At 70.0% G+C, this 21,185-nt stretch carries 22 protein-coding genes; 12 read left to right on the forward strand and 10 right to left on the reverse strand.

Translation table 11 applies throughout. The annotated features are described in order from the left end of the window. Nucleotides 1–17 precede the first annotated feature (17 nt). Nucleotides 18–431, reverse strand: a complete 414-nt coding sequence (locus OL599_RS23370; protein WP_264716453.1) for a MarR family winged helix-turn-helix transcriptional regulator — start codon at nt 429–431, stop codon at nt 18–20. A 141-nt stretch (nt 432–572) separates the two neighbouring features. Between OL599_RS23370 and OL599_RS23375 the strand changes: the two genes are divergently transcribed. Then, entirely contained in the window at nt 573–1,505 is a 933-nt protein-coding gene (locus tag OL599_RS23375) for a PLP-dependent cysteine synthase family protein (RefSeq protein ID WP_264716454.1), read from the forward strand. Between the two features lie 44 nt (nt 1,506–1,549). Here the strand turns inward: OL599_RS23375 and OL599_RS23380 are convergent, their stop codons facing one another. Together OL599_RS23380 and OL599_RS23385 are read right to left on the reverse strand one after the other, a co-directional pair. Then, complete coding sequence (locus OL599_RS23380) at nt 1,550–2,023, reverse strand: GNAT family N-acetyltransferase (protein ID WP_264716455.1); 474 nt, start codon at nt 2,021–2,023, stop codon at nt 1,550–1,552. Beyond that, complete coding sequence (locus OL599_RS23385; protein ID WP_264716456.1) at nt 2,020–2,478, reverse strand: NIPSNAP family protein; 459 nt, start codon at nt 2,476–2,478, stop codon at nt 2,020–2,022. The genes OL599_RS23380 and OL599_RS23385 overlap by 4 nt, the downstream gene beginning before the upstream one ends. 6 nt (nt 2,479–2,484) lie before the next feature. Here OL599_RS23385 and phnC (OL599_RS23390) point away from each other — a divergent pair, with 6 nt between their 5' ends. From phnC (OL599_RS23390) to phnE (OL599_RS23405), 4 genes are read left to right on the forward strand one after another with little or no spacing between them, the layout of a single operon-like run. Next, the gene (gene phnC, locus OL599_RS23390) at nt 2,485–3,270 is read left to right on the forward strand and encodes a phosphonate ABC transporter ATP-binding protein (protein ID WP_264716457.1); all 786 of its coding nucleotides are present in this window, start codon (nt 2,485–2,487) and stop codon (nt 3,268–3,270) included. A gap of 28 nt (nt 3,271–3,298) precedes the next feature. Then, complete coding sequence (gene phnD / locus OL599_RS23395; RefSeq protein ID WP_264716458.1) at nt 3,299–4,324, forward strand: phosphate/phosphite/phosphonate ABC transporter substrate-binding protein; 1,026 nt, start codon at nt 3,299–3,301, stop codon at nt 4,322–4,324. A gap of 28 nt (nt 4,325–4,352) precedes the next feature. Then, nucleotides 4,353–5,225 carry a phosphonate ABC transporter, permease protein PhnE gene (gene phnE, locus OL599_RS23400; RefSeq protein WP_264716459.1) on the forward strand — a complete coding sequence of 291 codons (873 nt, stop codon included), beginning with the start codon at nt 4,353–4,355 and terminating at the stop codon, nt 5,223–5,225. Further along, nucleotides 5,222–6,067, forward strand: a complete 846-nt coding sequence (phnE, locus tag OL599_RS23405; protein WP_264716460.1) for a phosphonate ABC transporter, permease protein PhnE — start codon at nt 5,222–5,224, stop codon at nt 6,065–6,067. Before phnE (OL599_RS23400) ends, phnE (OL599_RS23405) begins: the two co-directional genes overlap by 4 nt. A 6-nt stretch (nt 6,068–6,073) precedes the next feature. On the opposite strand, the gene phnE (OL599_RS23410) is transcribed toward phnE (OL599_RS23405), so the two are convergent. Genes phnE (OL599_RS23410) through phnC (OL599_RS23425) form a run of 4 tightly spaced genes read right to left on the reverse strand, consistent with a single transcriptional unit; the run spans nt 6,074 to nt 9,660 of the window. Next, nucleotides 6,074–6,943: a phosphonate ABC transporter, permease protein PhnE gene (gene phnE / locus OL599_RS23410; RefSeq protein ID WP_264716461.1), complete on the reverse strand. Its 870-nt coding sequence runs from the start codon at nt 6,941–6,943 to the stop codon at nt 6,074–6,076. Then, nucleotides 6,940–7,824: a phosphonate ABC transporter, permease protein PhnE gene (phnE, locus tag OL599_RS23415; protein WP_264716462.1), complete on the reverse strand. Its 885-nt coding sequence runs from the start codon at nt 7,822–7,824 to the stop codon at nt 6,940–6,942. Before phnE (OL599_RS23415) ends, phnE (OL599_RS23410) begins: the two co-directional genes overlap by 4 nt. 55 nt (nt 7,825–7,879) lie before the next feature. Next, nucleotides 7,880–8,818 (reverse strand): phosphonate ABC transporter substrate-binding protein, encoded by a 939-nt coding sequence (gene phnD, locus OL599_RS23420; RefSeq protein ID WP_264716464.1) that lies wholly within the window; start codon nt 8,816–8,818, stop codon nt 7,880–7,882. Nucleotides 8,819–8,856: 38 nt separating this feature from the next. Further along, nucleotides 8,857–9,660 (reverse strand): phosphonate ABC transporter ATP-binding protein, encoded by an 804-nt coding sequence (gene phnC / locus OL599_RS23425; protein WP_264716465.1) that lies wholly within the window; start codon nt 9,658–9,660, stop codon nt 8,857–8,859. 156 nt (nt 9,661–9,816) lie between these two features. On the opposite strand from phnC (OL599_RS23425), the gene OL599_RS23430 reads away from it, so the two are divergent. Next, a complete protein-coding gene (locus OL599_RS23430; protein WP_264716466.1) occupies nt 9,817–11,277 on the forward strand; it encodes an NADP-dependent isocitrate dehydrogenase in 1,461 nt (486 codons plus the stop codon). Nucleotides 11,278–11,473: 196 nt separating this feature from the next. On the opposite strand, the gene phaR is transcribed toward OL599_RS23430, so the two are convergent. Beyond that, complete coding sequence (gene phaR, locus OL599_RS23435) at nt 11,474–12,106, reverse strand: polyhydroxyalkanoate synthesis repressor PhaR (RefSeq protein WP_264716475.1); 633 nt, start codon at nt 12,104–12,106, stop codon at nt 11,474–11,476. Nucleotides 12,107–12,465: 359 nt separating this feature from the next. Between phaR and OL599_RS23440 the strand changes: the two genes are divergently transcribed. Together OL599_RS23440 and OL599_RS23445 are read left to right on the forward strand one after the other, a co-directional pair. After that, nucleotides 12,466–13,668 (forward strand): alpha/beta fold hydrolase, encoded by a 1,203-nt coding sequence (locus OL599_RS23440; protein WP_264716467.1) that lies wholly within the window; start codon nt 12,466–12,468, stop codon nt 13,666–13,668. 141 nt (nt 13,669–13,809) lie between these two features. Beyond that, nucleotides 13,810–14,982, forward strand: coding sequence for an acetyl-CoA C-acetyltransferase (locus tag OL599_RS23445; protein WP_264716468.1), 1,173 nt, complete (start codon nt 13,810–13,812; stop codon nt 14,980–14,982). A gap of 281 nt (nt 14,983–15,263) precedes the next feature. Here OL599_RS23445 and OL599_RS23450 read toward each other — a convergent pair whose 3' ends face one another. Next, nucleotides 15,264–16,589 (reverse strand): aspartate aminotransferase family protein, encoded by a 1,326-nt coding sequence (locus OL599_RS23450; protein WP_264716469.1) that lies wholly within the window; start codon nt 16,587–16,589, stop codon nt 15,264–15,266. Between the two features lie 99 nt (nt 16,590–16,688). Between OL599_RS23450 and OL599_RS23455 the strand changes: the two genes are divergently transcribed. The 3 genes from OL599_RS23455 to OL599_RS23465 all read left to right on the forward strand — a co-directional run bounded on the left by OL599_RS23455 (nt 16,689) and on the right by OL599_RS23465 (nt 18,785). Continuing rightward, on the forward strand, nt 16,689–17,351 hold the full coding sequence (locus OL599_RS23455; RefSeq protein ID WP_264716470.1) for a glutathione S-transferase: 663 nt from the start codon (nt 16,689–16,691) through the stop codon (nt 17,349–17,351). Then, nucleotides 17,348–18,184, forward strand: coding sequence for a VOC family protein (locus tag OL599_RS23460; RefSeq protein WP_264716471.1), 837 nt, complete (start codon nt 17,348–17,350; stop codon nt 18,182–18,184). The genes OL599_RS23455 and OL599_RS23460 overlap by 4 nt, the downstream gene beginning before the upstream one ends. A gap of 118 nt (nt 18,185–18,302) precedes the next feature. Beyond that, nucleotides 18,303–18,785, forward strand: coding sequence for a cupin domain-containing protein (locus tag OL599_RS23465; protein ID WP_264716472.1), 483 nt, complete (start codon nt 18,303–18,305; stop codon nt 18,783–18,785). Here OL599_RS23465 and mdoH read toward each other — a convergent pair. After that, nucleotides 18,746–20,416, reverse strand: coding sequence for a glucans biosynthesis glucosyltransferase MdoH (gene mdoH, locus OL599_RS23470; RefSeq protein WP_264716473.1), 1,671 nt, complete (start codon nt 20,414–20,416; stop codon nt 18,746–18,748). The genes OL599_RS23465 and mdoH overlap by 40 nt on opposite strands. Before the next feature lie 95 nt (nt 20,417–20,511). Here mdoH and OL599_RS23475 point away from each other — a divergent pair. Further along, on the forward strand, nt 20,512–21,185 hold a 674-nt coding region (locus tag OL599_RS23475; protein WP_264716474.1), incomplete at its 3' end, for a glycosyltransferase.

The raw sequence follows: 21,185 nt of genomic DNA on the forward strand, positions 1-21,185 counted from the left end.
GGCCGGTGACGTGACGGTCAGGTCCCGGTCAGGGCCTCGGCCTGGTCCGCGAGGCGCCGGGCCAGGGCGGGCGAAAGGCATTCCGCCAGCCGGGCATGCGCCTCGCGCCAGACCGGGATTGCCGCTTCCAGCCGCCGCGCGCCGGCCTCGGTAAGCCACACGGCCCGGCGCCGCAGATCGGTCTCGACCGCCGCGATCTCGATCAGGCCCTCGCGCTCGAGCGTGCGCAGATTGCGCGACAGCGTCGATTGTTCGAGCCCGGTGCGCCGGGCCAACGCGCCCAGGGTGTCATCATCGGCGGCGGCGATCTCCGCCATCAGGCCAAGCTGCGCCACGCTCAGGCCGCAGCCCGCCAGTTCGCGATCAAGGAACTGGGTGATGCGCCGGGCGGCCAGCCGGCTGTTCCAGCCGGCGCACGCCTCGACCAGCATGCGGGCATCCGTGCGAAGAGTCTTTCGTGGTTGCGTCGGTGCGCTCATGGATGCATGTATATACATGAATTGCAGAAACATGGAATGGCCTGCCGGCGGTGATCGGTCCGGAAGGCCGTATCGGAAAAGAAGGCAGCCGTCATGAACAAGTTGCGCCACGACATCCTGCAGTGCATCGGCAACACGTCGCTGGTGGCGTTGCGCAACGTCGTGCCCGCGAACGGCGCCCGCATCCTGTTGAAACTGGAAAGCGAGAACCCCACCGGCAGCATGAAGGACCGCATGGCGCTCGCCATGATCGAAGCGGCCGAGGCGGACGGACGCCTCGCGGCGGGTGGGTCTGTCGTCGAATATACCGGCGGCAGCACCGGCGTGTCCCTGTCCCTGGTCTGCGCGGTGAAGGGATATCCGCTGCATATCGTGACGTCGGATGCCTTCGCCCGCGAGAAGCTCGATCACATGAGAGTTCTGGGGGCCAGGCTGCAGATCGTGCGCAGCGACAGCGGCCGCATGACGGCGAAACTGACCCGGGACATGATCGAAGCCGCCCGCGTCATCGCGGCGGAAACGGGCGCCTTCTGGACCGATCAGATGAACAACAGGGACCAGATGGCGGCCTATCGCAAGCTGGCGGAGGAAATCTGGAGTCAGACCGGCGGCCGGATCGACGGCTTCGTCCAGAGCGTGGGCACCGCGGCGTCGCTTCGGGGCACCGGAGAAACCCTACGAAATCGCAATGAACAGATCAGGATCGTTGCCGTGGAGCCCGCCGAATCCCCGGTCCTGTCAGGCGGCAAGCCGGGCGCCCACAAGATCGACGGGATCGGAGCGGGCTTCGTGGTGCCGCTGTGGCAGGACGGCGTCGCCGATCGGATCGAACAGGTTTCCACCGAAGAGGCTGTGGCCATGAGCATGCGGCTGGCCCGGGAGGAAGGCCTGTTCGCGGGAACGTCCACCGGCAGCAACGTCGTCGCCGCCCTGCGACTGGCCGACCGATTGGGGCCCGACGCGACCGTCGTCACCGTCATGTGCGATACCGGAATGAAATATCTCAGCGCCCGTTCGGCAGCCTGATCCGCCGCGGAGGCGCAAGCGCCGGTTCCGGCCAGGGAGGTCTTTCAGAGCGGCAGCTTGTAGCCTTCGTGGCTCGCCCGGAAGCCGAGCGCCTCGTAGAAACGATGCGCATCGGGCCGGCTTTTGTCCGTGGTGAGCTGGACCAGGCCGCAGCCGCGCCGCCGGCACGCGTCGATCGCCCAGGCGAACAGCGCCCGGCCGACGCCCTCGCCGCGCCGGTCGCCCGCGACGCGGACGCCCTCGATCTGGCCGCGCCACATGCCGAGCCGGCTCAATCCGGGAATGAAGCTGAGTTGCAGGCAGCCGATCACTGCGCCGGCGCTCTCGGCGACGACAAGCAGCTGGTTCGGGTCGCGGTCGATGGCGGCGAAGGCCTCGCCATAGCGCGGGTTCATCGCCGGCCCGATGTCCTCGCGGGTGCTGCCGAGCGGGTCGTTCGCCAGCAGGCCGACAATGGCTTCGAGGTCGTCCCGCCTCGCCCGGCGAAAGGCCAGCGCCGCCATCGACTCGTCCGTCATGCCTGCACGGGCGAGAACGCCGTCGGCCGCAGGATGCGGTTCTCCATCTTCACCAGCAGGTCCAGCTTCGCTGCCTCGGCCAGGTATTCGACCCAGGCCGGATCGGCGGCCATGGCGTTGCGGCGGGTTTCGCGGTCGGCCTGGCTGTCATAGGCCCACATATGCACCACCGTGTTCAGCGCGCCCTCGACGGTGGTGTACCAGCCGAGGCAGCGGCCCAGGTGCTTCTGCTGCAACTGCCAGCCCTTCTCCTGGTACAGCCTGACGAAGTCGGCCACCTTGTTCGGCTTGCACGTATAGATCCGCAGATCGACGATCATCCTGGTTCCCTCCTCGCGCCCGGCATGTCCGGGGCCGGGGGACCGTAGCCCGCGCCGGCGGGGCTCGGCCAGGGCCCCGCCCACGTCGCGCTTGTCGGGATGGCGCGCCGCGGGCACGATCGGCCGGCCATGCATGGACAGATGCTGCAGATCCGCGGGCTGACACGGCGATTCGGCGCCAAGCTGGCGGTGGACGACGTTTCGCTCGACGTCCCGGCCGGGCAGATGGTGGGCGTCATCGGACGTTCCGGCGCCGGCAAGTCCACGCTGCTGCGCCTGATCAACCGGCTGCTGGAGGCAAACGCCGGCACCATCCGCTACGGCAGCACCGACGTCACCGCGCTGAAGGGCAGGGCGCTGCGCAACTGGCGCACCGCCTGCGCCATGATCTTCCAGCAGTTCAACCTGATCCCGCGCCTCGATGTGCTGACCAACGTGCTGATCGGCCGGCTGAACCATCGCGCCACCCTGCCCAGCCTGCTCGGCCTGTTCACCGCGGCCGAGCGCGCCATGGCGCTGCAGGCGCTGGAGCGTTTCGACCTCGCCGACGTGGCCCTGGTCCGCGCCGACCAGATCTCCGGCGGGCAGATGCAGCGTGTGGCGATCTGCCGCGCCCTGCTGCAGGAACCCCGGCTGATCCTGGCCGACGAGCCGATCGCCAGCCTCGACCCGCGCAACGCCGAGGTGGTGATGGAGGCGCTGCGCCGCATCAACCGCGAGGACGGGCTGACGGTGCTGTGCAACCTGCACCACCTCGACACCGCGCGCCTCTATTGCGACCGGATCGTCGGCATGCAGCAGGGGCGGATCGTGTTCGACGGGAAGCCGGCGGAGCTGACCGCCGACAGGGTCCGCGACATCTACGGCGCGAGCGAGGACGAGTTGCGCGACGACCTGGCGCCGAAGGGCTCGCTGGCCGCCGCATGACGCGTGGCCACGCATCCGCCCGCTTGACATGACACTGCCCCCCAAGCGCACCCTGCCGCCGCATGCGCAGAAGGAAGCTGCATCGATGATCACACGCCGCCGCCTCGTCGCCGCCACTGTGCTGGCAGGGGCCTCGCTTGGGACCGCCCGCGCGCAGGACATGCGCCCCTCGCCGAAGCCGGGCAAGCGCGCCTGGGCGGCGCAGGTTCCGGTGATCCGCGTGGGCCTGCTGGGCGGGGAGAACAACGCCGACCGCCTCCAGCGCGTGGACGGCTACCGCAAGCTGCTGGAAGAGACGTTCCAGGTGCCGGTGAAGCTGCTGCAGGCGGCCGACTATGCCGGCGTGATCCAGGGCTTCGCGGCCGGCCAGGTGGACCTCGCCTATATGAGTCCGGCCGCCTATGCCGCCGCCTGGATCGAGAGCAACGGCAACGTGATGCCGCTGCTGACCTCGCAGGAAGCCGACGGCAGCACCTCCTATGTCGCGGTGCTGTATGTCCGCGCCGACAGCGGCATCACCAGCCTGGAGCAGCTGAAGGGCAAGGCGCTGGCCTGGGCCGATCCGAACAGCGCGTCGGGCTACCTGATCCCGCGCTCGGAATTCCGCGTGATGGGCATCGACCCGGAGCCGGGCAAGTATTTCGCCCGCACCGGCTTTGCCGGCGGGCACGAGCAGGCGGTGATCGCCGTCCTCGGCAAGCAATACGATGCCGGCGTCACCTGGAGCTCGGGCGTGGGCGACGTGACGCAGGGCTACACCCGCGGCGCGCTGCGCACGATGGTCGAGAAGAAGCTGCTGGACATGAAGGATCTGCGCATCATCTGGAAGTCGCGGCCGATCGAGAACGGCCCGCTCACCGTGCGCGCCGACACGCCGGCCGAATTCCGCGCCGATATCGTGGCCCTGCACCGCGCCATTCCGGTGGCCTATCCGGACATCTTCCACGCCATGGACATGGGCTCCAGCAAGGACTGGGTGCCGGTGAAGCATGAGGACTATGCCGTGTTCGTGGACATGCTGAAGGCCGAGGCCGCGCAGCGCCGCAGGCGGTGAGCCCGGCTGCATTAGGCGGCGCGTCGGCATGAGCGCGATCGCGGCCGTGGAGGCGCAGTTCCGGGCCCGCCGGCGCGCGCGCATGCTGGCCAACCTGGGCTATGGCGGCGTGCTGTTGCTGTGCCTGCTGATCTCCGCCCGGGTCTCCGAAGCCTATCCGGGCGCGCTGGCCGCCGGCCTGCCGCGCGTCGGCGAGTATTTCCACAAGCTGCTGCCGGCGCTGCAATGGCAGCACCTGCTGGATGGGCCGAAAGCCGAGGGCTCCATCGCCTACTGGTTTTACCGCCTGGACAGCTGGTCCTGGCTGCTGTTCGAGACCAGCCAGATGGCACTGCTGGCCACGCTCGGGGGCGCGGTGCTGGCCTTCGCCTTGTGCTTCCCCGCCGCCGCCAACCTGGCCCCCAACCGCCTGACCTATGTCTGCTTCCGCCGGCTGCTGGAACTGTTCCGCACGGTGCCGGATATCGTCTATGCGCTGATCCTGGTCTGGGCTTTCGGCGTCGGCCCGCTGGCCGGCATCATGGCGATCGCGCTGCACACGGTGGGCGCCCTCGGCAAGCTGTTCGCCGAGGTGGTGGAGAACGCCGACATGCGCCCGTGGGAGGGAGTACGCGCCGCCGGCGGCAACTGGGCGCAGGGCGTGCGCTATGCCATCCTGCCCCAGGTGGTTCCGAATTTCCTGAGCTATGTCCTGCTGCGGTTCGAAATCAACGTGCGCGGCGCCACGGTCATCGGCTTCGTCGGCGCCGGCGGCATCGGCCAGGAGCTGTACCAGGTCATCAGCTCCAACATCTACGACGAGATCGGCGCCATCATCGTGCTGATCGTGCTGGTGGTGGCCGTGATCGACCTGCTGTCCGAGCAGTTGCGCACGCTCGCGACCGGGAAGATGGCGGCATGACCGGTCCCGCGGCCATCGGCGCGCACGAGATCGCGGCGCTGCGGGCACGCATGCCGCGCGCCTTCGCGCCACCGCCGGGCGTGCGCGCGGCGCGGATCATCGGCGGGCTGGCCGCCTTGTCCTGGCTGCTGGCGCTGCTGTGGTGGTTCGACATCACGCCGATGCGGCTCTGGGGCGGGATCGCGGGCCTGTCCAGGATCATCGTCCTGATGATTCCGCCCAGCCCCGGCGAGCAGTGGCAGGACATCCTGCGCGGGCTGGCCGAGAGCGTCGCCATGGCCTTCCTCGGCACCTTCGCGGCCGTGGTGGTGGCGCTGCCGCTGGGCTTCCTCGGCGCCCGCAACGTGGTGGTCAACGCGCTCGCGCATTTCTCCGTCCGCCGCGTCTTCGACACGCTGCGCGGCATGGACCAGCTGATCTGGGCGCTGGCCTTCGTGCGCGCCGTCGGCCTCGGCCCGCTGGCCGGGGTGCTGGCGATCATGGCGGCCGAGATCGCCGTGCTCGCCAAGGTGTTCGCAGAGGCCATCGAGAACGCCGACCCGCGCGAGGGCGAGGCGATCACCGCCGTGGGCGGCAACCGCTTGCTGCGCATCCGCTTCGGCCTGCTGCCGCAGGTGCTGCCGGTGCTGGTGGCGCAGTTCCTCTACCAGTTCGAAAGCAACATCCGCAGCGCCAGCATCCTGGGCGTCGTCGGCGCCGGCGGCATCGGCCTGCAGATCGCCGAGCGCATCAAGGTCCGCTACTGGGACCAGGTGCTGTTCATCATCCTGCTGATCCTGGTGACGGTGGCGCTGATCGATGCGGTGTCGGCACGCATCCGCCGGCGGCTGATCGGGCCGTAACGAGACTCAGCCCGCGCGCCGCCCGATGATCGCCGCGCGCAGCCGCTGCGACACCGCATCGATCGCCGCCACCGTCACCAGCACCATCAGGATCACGAACGCCGCCTGCTGCCATTCCAACACGCGGATCAGCTCGGACAGGTGCAGGCCGATGCCGCCGGCGCCCACGATGCCGATGATCGTCGCCGAACGCGTGTTGGATTCGAAGAAATACAGCACCTGGCTGGCAAACACCGGCAACACCTGCGGCACCACGCCGAAGCGGATGGAGGCCAGCCTGCCGCCGCCGGTGGAGAGCACGCCTTCCACCGGCCGCCGGTCGGCGGTCTCGATCGCTTCGGACATCAGCTTGCCGAAAGCGCCGAAATCCGCGCACATGATGGCGAGCGCGCCGGCGAACGGGCCGAGGCCGACGACGTTGATCCAGATCAGCGCCCATACCAGCGTGTCCACGCTGCGCACGGTATCAAGGCCGCGGCGCGTGAGCAGATGCACGATGCGGTTCGCCACCACGTTGCGCGCGGCCAGGAAGCCCACCGGCAAAGCGAGCAGCGCCGCCGTCAACGTGCCGAGAAAGGCGATGGACAGCGTCTGCCCGAGGGCTGCGAGATAGATCTGGAACCGGCTCCATGTCTCCGGCGTCGGCGGCACCATCAGCGCCGCGATATCGCCTAGCCGCCCCAGCCCGCCGGCGATCCGCGCCGGCGAGATGTCCAGGATCGCGAGCCCCGCGGCATAGAGTGCCACGACGCCGCCGAGCGCTAGCATCATGCCGCCGCGCGAACGCCAGCCGGGCGCGATCAGTGCCGCATGGCGTGCTTCCAGCCCGTCCGAACCGGCCAGCAGGGTCGCGCGCAGCGGGCCTGCCCGTGTCATCGCCGCGCCTCCATCGCCAGCAGCCCGTGCCGCAGCCGCTCGGACAGCGTATCGATCAGCATGACGCAGACCACGAGCATCAGCAGGATCGCGCTCACGTCCGAATAGAAGAACTTGCGGATGGCGACGATCAGCTCCTCGCCGATGCCGCCGGCGCCGACGAAGCCCAGCACGGCCGCCCCGCGCACGTTGATCTCGAAGCGCAGCACGGCGTAGCTGGCGAAATTGGACAGCACCTGCGGCACCGCCCCGAAGCGCACCTGCGCGAACCACGAGCCGCCGGTGGCGGCGATCCCGTCCACCGGCCGCATGTCGATGTTCTCCACCACCTCGGCGAACAGCTTGCCCAGCGCCCCGGTGGTATGGATCGCCAGCGCCAGCACGCCCGGCAGCGCGCCGAGGCCGAAGGCGATGACGAAGATCAGGGCGAAGACGATGTCCGGCACGGTGCGGCAGATTTCCAGCAGCCGGCGCACGACCATGCGCAGCACGGCGCTGCGCATCAGGTTGCGGCTGCACAGGAAGCAGCCGAGAAACGCCAGCACGGCGCCGGTCAACGTGCCGACATAGGCCATCAGCAGGGTCTCGCCGAGCAGGCGCAGCCACCGGCGCAGGCCCCAGAACCATTCGCCCGGATCGGTCCAGACCAGCGCGCCGGTATCGAGATGCAGCAGCCGGTCGAAATAGCTCGTGAAATTGCCGAGCTTTGCCCAGAACAGCCCAGGATCGATCTCGATGCCCACCGCCGACAGCGCGACGGCCGCGGCGAGGATCGTGAGCCCGAACATGAAATGCCGCCGCCGCGCGGCGACCGATTCGGCATAGGCGCGCAGCATCGGGGCGAGCTGCGCATCCGGCGGGACGGTGATGGTGCGGGTCACGGCGGGCGGTGCGTGGTGGCGAAGCCGGGGGTGCCGGCTTCGCCACGCCTTGGCCTCAGGCCGACCGCTTGCGCAGCGCGTCGACGAACTGGATCAGCTTGATCGTGTCGTCGTAGGCGGCGTTGTCGACCGGCTCCCAGGGGCGGCCCTTGCCGTCGGACAGGCGGTCGAACGCGGCCTTGTCCTTCACCGGCGCCTCCAGGAACGCCTTCCTGATCGCCGCCTTCAGCTCGGCCGGCAGGTCGGACAGCATCGCGTTCGGCGAGTTGATGATGAGGTCGGACTTCAGGATGATCCGGAAGTCCTCCTTCTTCAGCGCCTTCCCGTCGGGCCCCTTCACCATGCCCTTCGCGAGCATGCGGGTGAGGTTGGAATCGTCGTCCGCGTTCCACCAGTTGGCGCAGACATCCACCGTGCCCTGGGCCAGCGCGATCACCGCGTTCTCGTGGCTGCCGGTCACCTGCACCTTGCCGAAGAACGTGGCGGCGGTGATGCCCTGCTTGTTCAGCGCGAACAGCGGCATGTTGTAGCCGGAGGTGGAGTTGGGATCGACCAGGCCGAGATTCCTGCCCTTCAGGTCCTCGATCGTCCTGTACGGGCTCTTCGCCAGCACGTAGAACACCGAGTTGTAGCCCTTGGTGCCGTCGCCGTTGACGTCGATCACGAAGGCGTCGGTCTTGACGCCGGTCAGCCGGGCGCGGGCGAACGAGGCCGGGCCATAGGAACCGACATGGATGTTGCCCGAACGCTGGCCCTCGATCACCGCGGCGTAGTCGTTGGCGATGCGCAGCGTCACCTTGGTGCCAAGCTCGCGGCCGAGATAGGCGACAAAGGCGCCGTAGCGCTCGGTCACGCCGGAGGCGTTCTCGGCCGGGACCACGGCATAGACCAGCTCGGGATACTGCGCCTTCCAGGACTGGGCTCGCGCCGGGGCGGCGAGCGCGCCGACGGCGCCGGCGGCAACCCCCGCAAGCAGGGTGCGGCGTTGGATCATGGTCTTGTCCTCTCTTCGTGGCAGGGAAGTCCGGCGGCTCAGGCGGCAGCCGCCTGCGGCACCGCTGGGCCGGCCGTTTCGGCCGCTTCGGTGTCGAGCACGTCGCCCGCCTCGATGCCGTAGAGCTCGCGCGCCGCCGCGTCCGTCAGCGCCGCCGGCACGTCGTCGAACACCAGCCGTCCGCCGGCCATGCCAATCAGCCGGTCGCAATAGAGGCGGGCAAGGTCGAGCGCGTGCAGGTTGCACAGCACGGTCAGGCCGTGGTGGCGGTTGATGCGCTGCAGCGCGTCCATGACGATCCGGGCGTTGCGCGGATCGAGCGAGGCGACCGGCTCGTCGGCCAGGATGATCTCGGGCTCCTGCAGCAGCGCGCGGCAGATCGCCACGCGCTGCTGCTGCCCGCCGGACAGGTTCTCGGCACGCTCAGGCGCCAGTGCGGCGATATCGAGGTGGTCCAGGGCCGCGACCGCGATCGCCCGGTCCTCGCGGCTCCACACGCGCAGCATCGCCCGCCAGCCCGGGGTATGCGCCAGGCGGCCGGTGAGCACATTGGTCAGCACGTCGAGCCGGCCGGCCAGGTTGAACTGCTGGAAGATCATGGCGCAGCGGCGGCGCCAGTCGCGCAGCGCGGGGCCCTGCAGCGCGGTCACGTCCTGGCCGTCCCAGGTGATGCGGCCTTCGGTCGGTTCGGCCAGCCGGTTGATCATGCGCAGCAGCGTCGACTTGCCGGCGCCGGACCGGCCGATCACGCCGACGAACTGGCCGCGCGGGATCGAGACCGAAATGCCGTCCACCGCCCGGGTCCGCCCGAACGTCTTGGAGATCCCGTCCACTACCAGCATCGGCTGCCCTGCCCGTCGTCCAGTTTGCCGGGGCGGATATGGCAGAACGGGGCGGGAACGGGCTTGAAGCTTTTATGACGATGCGCCCGGCCCAGGCTGGCCGGCGCCGGCCCCCGAGGGTATATGCCGCGCCGCAGCATAGACTCGAGGTGAAGCATGGACGCCGTTCCGCAGACCCCCCGCATCACGGTCACCGCCATCCCCGGCGATGGCATCGGCCCGGAGGTGATGCGGGCCACCCAGCGCATCCTCGCCGCCGCCGGCGCCCGCATCGATTGGGAGGAGGCCGAGGCCGGCGCCGCGGCATTCCGCAAGGGCATCGCCACCGGCTGCCCGCAGGAGACGCTGGACAGCATCGAGCGCACCGGCGTGGCCCTCAAGGGCCCGCTGGAGACGGCGCTCGGCTACGGGGAGAAATCCGCCAACGTGACGCTGCGGAAGTTCTTCGAGCTCTACGGCAACATCCGCCCCGTGCGCGAGCTGCCGGGCATCCGCACCCCGTTCTCCGGCCGCGGCATCGACCTCGTGATCGTGCGCGAGAACGTCGAGGACCTGTACGCCGGCATCGAATACCTGCAGACGCCCAGCGTGGCCCAGTGCCTGAAGCTGATGAGCGAGCCGGGCTGCGAGCGCATCCTGCGGCTGGCCTATGCGCTGGCCCGCGCCGAGGGACGGACCAGGCTCGCCTGCTCGACCAAGGCCAACATCATGAAGACCACCGAGGGGCTGATGAAGCGCGTGTTCGAGCGCATCGCCCCCGAGTATCCGGACATCGCCCCCAGCCACCTCATCATCGACAACTGCGCCCACCAGCTGGTCATCGCGCCCGAGCAGTTCGAGCTGATCGTGACCAGCAACATGAACGGCGACATCATCAGCGACCTCGCCGCCGGCCTCGTGGGCGGGCTGGGGATCGCGCCGTCGTCCAACGTGGGCGACCGGGTGGCGATGTTCGAGGCGGTGCACGGATCGGCACCGCAGATCGCCGGCAAGGGGCTGGCCAACCCCACCGCCCTGCTGCTGTCGGCGGTCATGCTGCTGCGCCATGTCGGCGACTTCGCCGCCGCCGAGCGGGTGGAGCAGGCGGTGTTCGTGACCCTGCAGGAAGGCCGGAACCTGACCGGGGACATCGCGCCGAAGGGCGAGGGCGCCGGCACCGACGCCTTCACCGACCAGGTGATCGCCAATCTCGGCCGCGGCAGCGACGTGCCGTCGCGCGCCTACCATGCGATCGACATGTCGAAATGGACGGACCGCACCTGGCACCGCCGCGCCGACAGCCGCGAACTGGTCGGGCTCGATGTCTTTATCGAGTCCGAGCGCGAGCCGGCGGCCCTGGCGGCCGGGCTGGAGGCGGCGGCCGCGGGCACGGCGTTCGCGCTGAAGATGCTGTCGAACCGCGGCACCCAGGTCTGGCCGCCGACCGGCGGGCACAGCTTCCGGGTGGACCATTTCCAGTGCCGCTTCGTGCTGCGCGGCAACCGCGCAGGCAATTACGGGCCGGAGATCGCCGAGCTGATGCGTCGCGTGTCGGCGGAGCACCAGTGGATGCATGTCGAGAAGCTGCAACGCTTCGACGGCGCCGACGCCTTCGCCAAGGCGCAGGGGGAAAGCTGAATAACGAGGCGGGTGAGGGCGTTACCGGCGGAAAGATGCCGAACGGAAATGTCTTGCATTTCCACGGGGCATTTTACAGTCTTTTACCCAAGCGGCGGCAAGCCGCAGGGAGCTTCACGAGCCTGACGACGGGACCGGGGCGCGGCGGCTGCATTCGCCGCGCCCCGGGGCGTCGAAGCCGCGCGGGCCCGCCCGTCTACTTCTCGACCTTGTCCTTGCTCGCTGTGACGGCGCCCGTCCGCGCCTCGGCAAGCTGCTTGCGCAGCGACTCGATCTCGGCGCGCAGGGCGGCGAGTTCGGCCTCCAGCGGCGATTCGCCGGCCGGGCGCGGTGTCTCGGTGCCGTCGGGTTGGTAGAACGGGGTGAACAGGCTCATCGCCCGTTCCATCATCGCCATGTTCTGCCGGCCCACTTCCTCCATGCCGAACGGGAAGAAGCTGCCCATCGTCTGCTGCATCGCCTGGCGCATCTGCTCATGCTGGCGGGTGAAGTTGCTCAGCGCCTGCTCCAGGTATTTGGGCACCAGATTCTGCATCGAATCGCCATAGAATCCGATTAACTGGCGCAGGAAGCCGGTCGGCAGCAGCGCCCGGCCCTTGGCTTCCTCTTCGACGATGATCTGGGTGAGCACGCTGCGGGTGATGTCTTCGCCGGTCTTGGCATCATAGACGACGAAATCGCGTCCCAGGCGGACCATATCGGCAAGCGTGTCGAGCGTGATGTAGCTGGAGCTTTCCGTGTTGTACAATCGTCTATTGGCATATTTCTTGACAACGACGGGCGTTTTTTCAGCGGACGTGGTCGGGTCCGTCTTGGCGGTCTGCGACATCTGCCCCCCTCGCGGGAATTGTGGCGTTATCGTAGCATGATGCGCCGCAACATCCAAAACTTCATCTCTGTCCGGCGCCGGGCGCAATTTCACGGTTTTCCCGCGACTTCGCGGCGAATATGGTCCGCCCCGTCAGGAGGAAGGATGGCGGATGACGAGTCGAATTCCGCCCCCGGACACGACGGCAGACCCGGTCGCGGAGATGCAGGACCTCGCACGCGACTGGATCACGCTTTGGCAGAGCGAGCTGGCCGCAGCCGCCGTGGACCGGGAGGCGCAGGAGTCGTGGCAATCGTTGCTGGCGCTATGGGCGGGCGCGGCCAGCGCCATGCTGAGCGCCATGCCGAGAAACATGCCTGATGCCGGCACCCCCCGGCCCGCTGCTGCGCCGCGGCCCGCGCCCGCTGCTGCTGCACCTGACGCTCGCGATGCTGAAATCGAGCGCCTCGCTCATCGCGTCGCAGAGCTTGAGCAGCGCCTCGCCGAACTGGAGCGCGGCCGCGGCTGAGCAGGCGCGCGCGATCGCGGCGGCGCTGCAGGGCGGCGACGGCGCGTTTCCCCAGGCCGTGCTGATGGAGGCGCTGCGTCAGGACCGCGAGCTGATCGCCGGCATCGCCGCCTATCGCCGCCATCCCTGGCGGCGCGTGCTGCCGGAGGTTCCGGCGATCTGGGAAGAGGGCGGCAGCCGGCTGCTGGATTTCGGCGGCACGGGGCCCACGGTCCTGCTGGTGCCCAGCCTGGTGAACCGGGCCCATGTGCTGGATCTCGCCCCCCGGCACTCCATGGCCCGCTTCCTGGCCGGGGAGGGGCTGCGGGTCCTGCTGCTGGACTGGGGCTGGCCGGGCGAGCTGGAGCGCAGCTTCACGCTGACGGACTACATCGCCGGCCGGCTGGAGCGGGCGCTGACGGCCGTGGGCGGGCGGGTGGTTTTGGCCGGCTATTGCATGGGCGGGCTGCTGACGGTGGCGGCGGCGCAGCGACGGCCGGATCTGGTGGCCGCACTGGCGCTGCTGGCCACGCCCTGGGATTTCCATGGCGACGATCCCACGCGCGCCACCGCGCTGGCGCGCCTGTTGCCGCTGATGGAGCCGCTGCTGGCGTTCGGCGGCGCCCTGCCGATCGACGCGCTGCAGATCATGTTCGCGCTGCTGGACCCCTTTGGTATCGCCACGAAATACCGCGGCTTCGGCCGGCTGAACCAGGACAGCGACCGGGCCCGGCTGTTCGTGGCGCTGGAAGACTGGCTCAACGACGGGGTGCCGCTGGCCGGCCCGGTGGCGCGGGAATGCCTGAACGGGTGGTACGGCGCCAATACCCCGGCCCGCGGCACATGGCGGGTGGCCGGGCTGGCGGTGGACCCGGCGGCGCTGGACCTGCCCTGCTTCGTGGCCGTGCCGGGGCGCGACCGGATCGTGCCGCCGGAAAGCGCGCGCCCGCTGGCGGCCGCCATCCCGAACGCCGTGCTGCACGAGCCCGCCGCCGGCCATATCGGCATGGCCGCCGGATCGACAGCCGAGGCGGTGCTGTGGCGGCCTTTCCTGGACTGGGTGCGCGGGCTCTGACCGGGCGCTGGCGCTGGCGCTGCGCCGCACTAAACTATCATGCGGGGGCCCGGACGCCGCCTGCGGCCGCTTCCGCTGTGGCGTGTGACGACCTAAATTCGAACCATCGCGGGCCATCGACCCGCTGAGGAGAAGCCAGATATGGACGACATCGTCATCGTTGCCGCGGCGCGTACGCCGGTGGGCAGCTTCAACGGCGTTTTCGGCAGCGTTCCGGCCCATGTGCTGGGCGCCGCGGCGGTCCAGGGTGCGATGTCGCGCGCCAAGCTCGATCCCGCCGATGTGGACGAGGTGATCCTGGGCCAGGTGCTGACCGCCGCCCAGGGCCAGAACCCGGCCCGCCAGGCCGCCCACGCCGCCGGCATCCCAGACTCGAAGACGGCGTTCCTGATCAACCAGGTATGCGGCTCCGGCCTGCGCGCCGTGGCGCTGGCCGCCCAGCAGATCCGCACCGGCGAGAGCGCGATCGTGGTCGCCGGCGGGCAGGAGAGCATGAGCCAGTCCACCCATGCCGCCTATCTGCGCGCCGGCCAGAAGATGGGCGACATGACGTTCATCGACACCATGATCAAGGACGGGCTGTGGGACGTCTTCAACGGCTACCACATGGGCAACACCGCGGAGAACGTGGCCAAGGCCTACCAGATCACCCGTGACGAGCAGGACAGCTTCGCGCTGGCCAGCCAGCAGAAGGCCAGCGCCGCGCAGAAGGCGGGAAAGTTCAAGGACGAGATCGTCCCCGTCACCGTCAAAAGCCGCAAGGGCGACGTGGTGGTGGAGAACGACGAGTATATCCGCCACGACGCGTCGCTGGAGGGGATGCAGAAGCTGCGGCCGGCCTTCAACAAGGACGGCACCGTGACCGCCGGCAACGCCAGCGGCATCAATGACGGCGCCGCCGCCCTGGTGGTGATGTCGGCCGCCGACGCGGCCAAGCGCGGGCTGACGCCGCTGGCCCGCATCGCGTCCTTCGCCACGGCCGGCGTCGATCCGGCGGTGATGGGCACCGGCCCGATCCCGTCCAGCCGCAAGGCGCTGCAGCGCGCCGGCTGGAAGGCCGAGGACCTCGACCTGATCGAGGCCAACGAGGCCTTCGCCGCCCAGGCCTGCGCCGTGAACAAGGACCTGGGCTGGGACACTTCGAAGGTGAACGTGAACGGCGGCGCCATCGCCATCGGCCACCCGATCGGCGCTTCGGGCGCGCGGGTGCTGATCACGCTGCTGTACGAGATGCAGCGGCGCAACGCCAAGAAGGGCCTGGCGACGCTGTGCATCGGCGGCGGCATGGGTGTCGCCATGTGCGTCGAAAGATGATCATGGAGACAGGGGGACTGGAAGGCTGACAGGCGAGGGGCTTTGCCCCTCGACCCCAGTCAAGCCCGTCGCGCTCCTTCGCGCGATGCGCAGAAGCGTTGGCAATCCTTCACTTTCTCAGCCGCGTCAGCGGCCTTCAGTTGACATCAGATATCATCTGAAGGCTGCTGACGCAGCCAAGAGAGTAGCGGTTTCCAAAGGCCTACGGCCTTTGGCGGGGCTATCCGGCGCGCCGCTTGCGCGACGACGGCAGAGCCCTGGACTCCCTTGATTTCCCCCTATCAGGCCGCCTCCGCCCGGATCGCGTCGGCCAGGGTGCCGAAGATGCGGTCCACATGCGGCTTCTCGACGATCAGCGGCGGCGAGAGGGCGATGATGTCGCCGGTGGTGCGGATCAGCACGCCCGCGTCGAAGCAGCGGTGGAAGATGCGCGTGGCGCGGTCGGTCGGCTTGCCCGCGCGCCCCTGCAGCTCGATGCCGGCCACCAGGCCCATGTTGCGGATGTCGATGACGTTGGGCAGGCCTTTCAGGCTGTGCGCGGCGTCTTCGAAATAGCCTTCCATGGCCCGCGCCCGGCCCGGCAGGTCCTCGGCGCGGTGCAGGTCGACCGACGCGATGGCGGCGGCGGAGGCGAGGGGGTGGCCGGAATAGGTGTAGCCGTGGAACAGCTCGATGCCGGCGGGCGCGCCGTCCACGATGGCGCTGTAGATCTTGTCGTGCACGGCCACGGCACCCATCGGCACCGCGGCGTTGGTCAGGCCCTTCGCCATGGTGATCATGTCCGGGGTCACGCCCAGGCGCTCGGCGCCGAACGGCGCGCCGATACGGCCGAAGCCGGTGATGACCTCGTCGAAGATCAGCAGGATGCCGTGCTTGTCGCACAGCTCGCGCAGGCGCTGCAGATAGCCCTGCGGCGGCACCAGCACGCCGGTGGAGCCGGCCAGCGGCTCGACGATCACGGCGGCGATGGTGTCGCCGTGCAGCGCCACCAGGCCGTCGAGCGCATCGGCCAGATGTGCGCCCCAGGCCGGCTGGCCGCGGGTGAAGGCGTTATGCTCGGGGGCGTGGGTGTGCGGCAGGTGGTCCACATAGGGCAGCAGCGCGCCGAACTGCTTGCGGTTGGGGCCGATGCCGCCCACGGACATGCCGCCGAAGCCCACGCCGTGATAGCCGCGCTCACGCCCGATCAGGCGCACGCGCTGGGCCTCGCCGCGGGCGCGCTGGTAGGCGAGGGCGATCTTCAGCGCGGTGTCGGCGGACTCGCTGCCGGAGTTGGTGAAGAACACGTGGTCCAACCCGTCCGGCGTCATTTCCGCGACCTTGGCGGCGGCCTGGAAGGCGATCGGGTGGCCCATCTGGAAGGTGGGGGCGAAATCCATCACCGCGGCCTGCTTCTGGATCGCCTCGGTGATCTCGCGGCGGCCGTGCCCGGCGTTGACGCACCACAGGCCGGCGGTGCCGTCGATCACCTCCTGGCCGTCATTGGTGTAGTAGTGCATGCCCTCGGCGCGCGCGAGCAGGCGGGGCGTGGACTTGTACGCCCGGTTCGCCGTGTACGGCATCCAGAAGGCGTCGAGGTTGTTGGGGCGGGGGGCGATCTCGTTCATGGCAGGTCTCCAGCAAGAACGGCGCAGGGCAGCACTTTGGCCGCTTCAGGGCAAGCCATCGGCGTGCGATGCTGGCCGCGCAATGAAGGGAGATACGCAATGTCCGACGGTCGGCTGTATATCGGCACGCGTCGCTATTCGTCCTGGTCGCTGCGCGGCTGGCTGCCGGTGAAGCTGGCGCAGCTGGATGTCGAGGAGGTGGTGATCCCGCTGGCGGGCGGCACCACGCCGGCGGTGAAGGCGGTCAGCCCCGGCGGCACGGTTCCCTATCTTGAGCATCGCGGCAACAAGGTGTGGGAGAGCCTGGCCATCGGCGAATACTGCGCCGAGTTCGCGCCCGGCCTGTGGCCTGCGGACCAGGGCGCGCGGGCGCATGCGCGCGCCATCGCTTGCGAGATGCATGCCGGCTTCCGCGAGCTGCGCATGGCGATGCCGATGAGCCTGTTCCGGCCGGGGTCCGCCGGCAAATGCCGCACCGAGGGCGCGCTGGCCGACATCAAGCGCATCGATGCGTTGTGGCGCGAGACCCGCGCCCGTTACGGCGCCGGCGGGCCGTACCTGTTCGGCGCGGCGTTCGGCAATGCCGACGCGATGTATGCCCCGGTGGTCGCCCGTTTCCTGACCTACCAGCCCGAACTGTCGGCCGAGGCCAAGGCCTATTGCGACGCCGTGCGGGCGCATCCGCTGGTGGCGGCGTGGTACGACGCGGCGGCGAAAGAGCCCACAGACTGGCATCTCGCCCGCGACGAAACCGCCCCTTGAGCATCGCCGAGGGGCTCGACCATGTCGGGGTCGCGGTTCGCGACCTCGACCTGGCCGCTGCGGCGTGGGAAGGGCTTGGCTTCGCGCTGACCGGGCTGGCGCGCCACGCAGCGCGCGCCGCCGATGGCAGCCTGGCACCGACCGGCACCGGCAATCGCTGCATCATGTTGCGGCAGGGCTATGTCGAGCTGATCGCCGTGGTCGATCCGGCTGCCCGCAGCGCCACGCTGGAACGATTCCTGTCTCGCTACTGCGGCATCCACATCGTCACCTTCGCCGTGTCCGACGAGCAGGGGGCGCTGGCGCGGCTGCGCAAGGCCGGTTTCGCCACCGAGATCGCCGCCTCCGAACGCCCCGCCGACCCGGCCGATCCCGATGGTCCGCAGGCCCGCTTCGCACGCCTGCCGCTCGCCGACGCCGAGCCGCGACTGCAATTGCTGCGGCATCTGACGCCCGAGCTGGTCTGGCAGGAGCGCTTCCTGCACCACCCCAACCGGGCGGTGGCGCTGGATGCGGTCGTGATCGTGGCCGAGGCGCCGGCGGTGGTGGCCGCAAGGCTGTCGCGCGCCGCCGGGGTGGCAGTGCTGCCCGATCCCGCCGGCGGCTACGCCCTGGTGCTGGCGCAGGGGCGGGTGCGCATTCTGCCGCCGGAGTCCCTGGGGGCGGTGTTCCCCGGCATCGCCATCCCGTCGCTGCCGTTCGTGGCCGGCATCGTGGTGCGGACCGATGACGGCAACGCCGCCGTGGCGCGGCTGTTGGCCGGGCGCGCCCGCCCGGCGTCCGGCGGCCTGCTCGCCGAAGCCGGCGGCGTCGCGGTGCTGTTCGCCGCCTGAGTTCGTCCGGCTTCGAAATACGATGAAGCTGTGAGCCACGTCACTGTGCGCAGGGTGGTGTGACGGCAGAAGGCTCCCGACCCGGCCCGCAAGGCCGGCAACAGGAGGGAGTTGCGTGATGCTCGACTACATCGAGTCCACCACGTCGCGGGGGCCCATGCTCGTGCGGCCGGGGCATGGCCATACCGTCACTGCGTTCGGCTGCGAGCAGGTTCGCATCGTGGTGCCGGCCCGCAGCGTCGGCGGCGCCTATGGCATCTGGGAACTGACCTCGCAGCCCGGCTTCAGCCCGCCCAGGCACACCCATCACCGCGAGGACGAGATCTTCCGGGTGCTGGAAGGCAAGCTGCTGGTGTGGTGCAACGGCCAGACCTACGAGGCCGAGGCCGGCGCCACCGCGGTGCTGCCGCGCGGGGTGCCGCACAGCTTCCGGGTGCTCAGCCCTACGCCCGCGCGGATGCTGATGACGGTGGTGCCCGGCGGGTTCGAGACGTTCTTCGCCGCCGTGTCCGGCCTGCGGCTGCCGGGCGACGAGACGGCGCTGATCGACATCAGCGACAGCTACGGCGTGGAGTATGTCGGCGGACCGTTGCAGGGCTGATTGCCCGCCAGCTCCTCGGGCGTTGCGGCGATGCGGCGGCGGCGGAGCCAGGCCGACAGGCGCGGGTCCGACGTCGCCACGCAGAACGGAACGGAGACCAGCAGGCCGCCGGCGAAGGGCAGGGCCCACAGCGCCATCGGCCACGATGACCATGCCAGCAGCGCGAACACGGCGGTGCCGAACAGCGTGTGCGGCCAGAACATGCGTGCGGCCTCGGCCCAGCCGACCCCGCGGTCGCTGCGGTTCTGCGGCAGCCAGCCCGGCCGCGCGCCCAGCGCCAGGCGCAGCATGGCCAGCGTCTTGGTGGGGTAGGACAGCGCGTCCAGCAGCAGCGTGAAGGCGAACTCGGCCGCCGCCCCCGCTGCGAAACGGGCGCGGCCGCCATAGCGGGCGCTGCGCGCGCGGAAGATCAGCGTCTCGGCGTAGCCCAGCAGCTTCGGGGCGTACAGGATCAGGGTCCAGGCCAGGGCCAGCGCCAGCAGGCGGCCGCGCGGGAAGTCCGCCGTGTCGCCGGTGGCGGCGGCGATCGCGGCCAGGGCCAGCATCGCGTTGTAGAGCGGCGCCCCGGCGAACAGCAGGATGGCCTGCATAAGCTGCCAGCGCCCCATCGGCCGCAGGCCCGGCATGACCAGCAGATGCCGGTATTGCAGGTTGCCCGCGAGCCAGCGCGCGTCGCGGTGCAGGAACTCCGGCAGGGCCGGCGGGTTGGCTTCCAGCGAGCCGTCGTCATCGGCCCAGACGCACACGCCCCAGCCGGCCGCGCGCAGCCGCGCCGCTTCCACCTGGTCGTGCGACAGAATCGGGCTGCCGTCGGGCAGCGGCTGCAGCCGGCAATGGGCGCGGAACGGGGCGATGCGCAGGATGGCGTTGTGGCCCCAGTACGGCCCCGCGTCGTCCTGCCACCAGCCCTGGCCGATGGACCACACCCGCATGCCCGCGCGCATGCCGAACTGGAACAGTCGGGGAAAGGCGGAGGCGGCCGGGCGGCCGGCCGTCAGATGCTGCACGATGCCCATGCGCGGGGCGGCCTGCATGATGCGCACGAGGCAGCGGACCGCGGCGGGCGTCATCTCGGAGTCGGCGTCGAGCGTGAGGACGAAATCGAAGCCGACGGCGTGGTGGTCGAGGAAGTCCATCACGTTGCCGGCCTTGAAGCCGGTGTTCGCGGCGCGGCGGCGGTAGCGCACCGGCAGCGGGAAGGCGGCGATGGCCGCTTCCTCGGCCGCGACGAGTGCGGGGTCCTGCGTGTCCGACAGGATGAACAGGGCGAACCGGTCGGAGTCCGCCAACCCCTCCAGCAGCCGGCGCAGTGGCGGCAGCACGAGGGCCATGTCCTCGTTGCGGATGGTCACGGCGAGCGCGGTGCGCGCGGTGATAGGGGCGCTGTCGATGTCGCCGTCCACCGGCAGCACCGTGCGGGCGGGATGGCGGGCCAGGACCAGGATCAGGAAGCCCGGAAGGGCGTTGCCCAGGCACACGCCCAGCCACGGCGCCACGCCGATGAAGCAGGCCAGCAAAAGCGCCTTCGCCACCGTCCAGCCGCCAGGCGCCAGCACGGACCACATCAGCGCCGTGAGGCCGATGGTGGTCAGCAGCAGGATGGCGAAGAAGATCAGGCGGCGGACGAGCATGGCGGGCCATTGCATGGACGGAAAAGATGGTCGTGCCATGGCGTAGTACCGGCGGGAAAGCTAGGGTCGGCTCGGCAATGAAACCCGTCGTCGCAATGATCCTGCCGCCCCGGGAGGGGTTCGCCCCCGGCGCCACCGGGGCCGTGGGGCTGCTGGTGCACCGGCTCGCGTCCCGGCCAGGCGCGTTCGCGCCGGTGGTGGTGGGGATGAAGCAGGGCGCGCCGTTCGCCGATGTGGCGTTCCGGGCGGCAACCCCGTCCTGGCAGCCGGCGCGGCTGGCCCGCCGCTACGCCGGCGGCGTGGCGCGGGTGCTGCGCGCGCTGCGTCCCGCGCTGATCGAGGTGCACAACCGGCCGGACGTGGCGCTGTTCCTGGCCGGCCATTTTCCGCGGACGCCGGTCTGCCTGTTCCTGCACAACGACCCGCAGGGGATGCGCCGGGCCCGCGGCGCCGCCGAGCGCGCCGCCCTGCTGGCGAGGCTGGCGCGGGTGGTGACCGTGTCCGACTACCTGCGCGGCCGGCTGCTGGAGGGCGTTGCGGCGCCCGCCCGCGCGCCCGTGGTGCTGCCGAACTGCCTGGACCTGCTGCAGATCCCGCCATCGCCCGACCCGCGTGACAAGCTGATCCTGTTCGCCGGCCGCGTGGTGTCCGACAAGGGCGCGGACAGCTTCGTCGCCGCCTGCGCCCGCGCTTTGCCGGCGCTGCCGGGCTGGCGGGCGGAGATGATCGGCGCCGACCGCTTCGGCCCGGACAGCCCGGAGACGCCGTG

Source organism: Limobrevibacterium gyesilva (genome assembly GCF_025989185.1).
Classification (GTDB): Bacteria; Pseudomonadota; Alphaproteobacteria; order Acetobacterales; family Acetobacteraceae; genus Limobrevibacterium; species Limobrevibacterium gyesilva.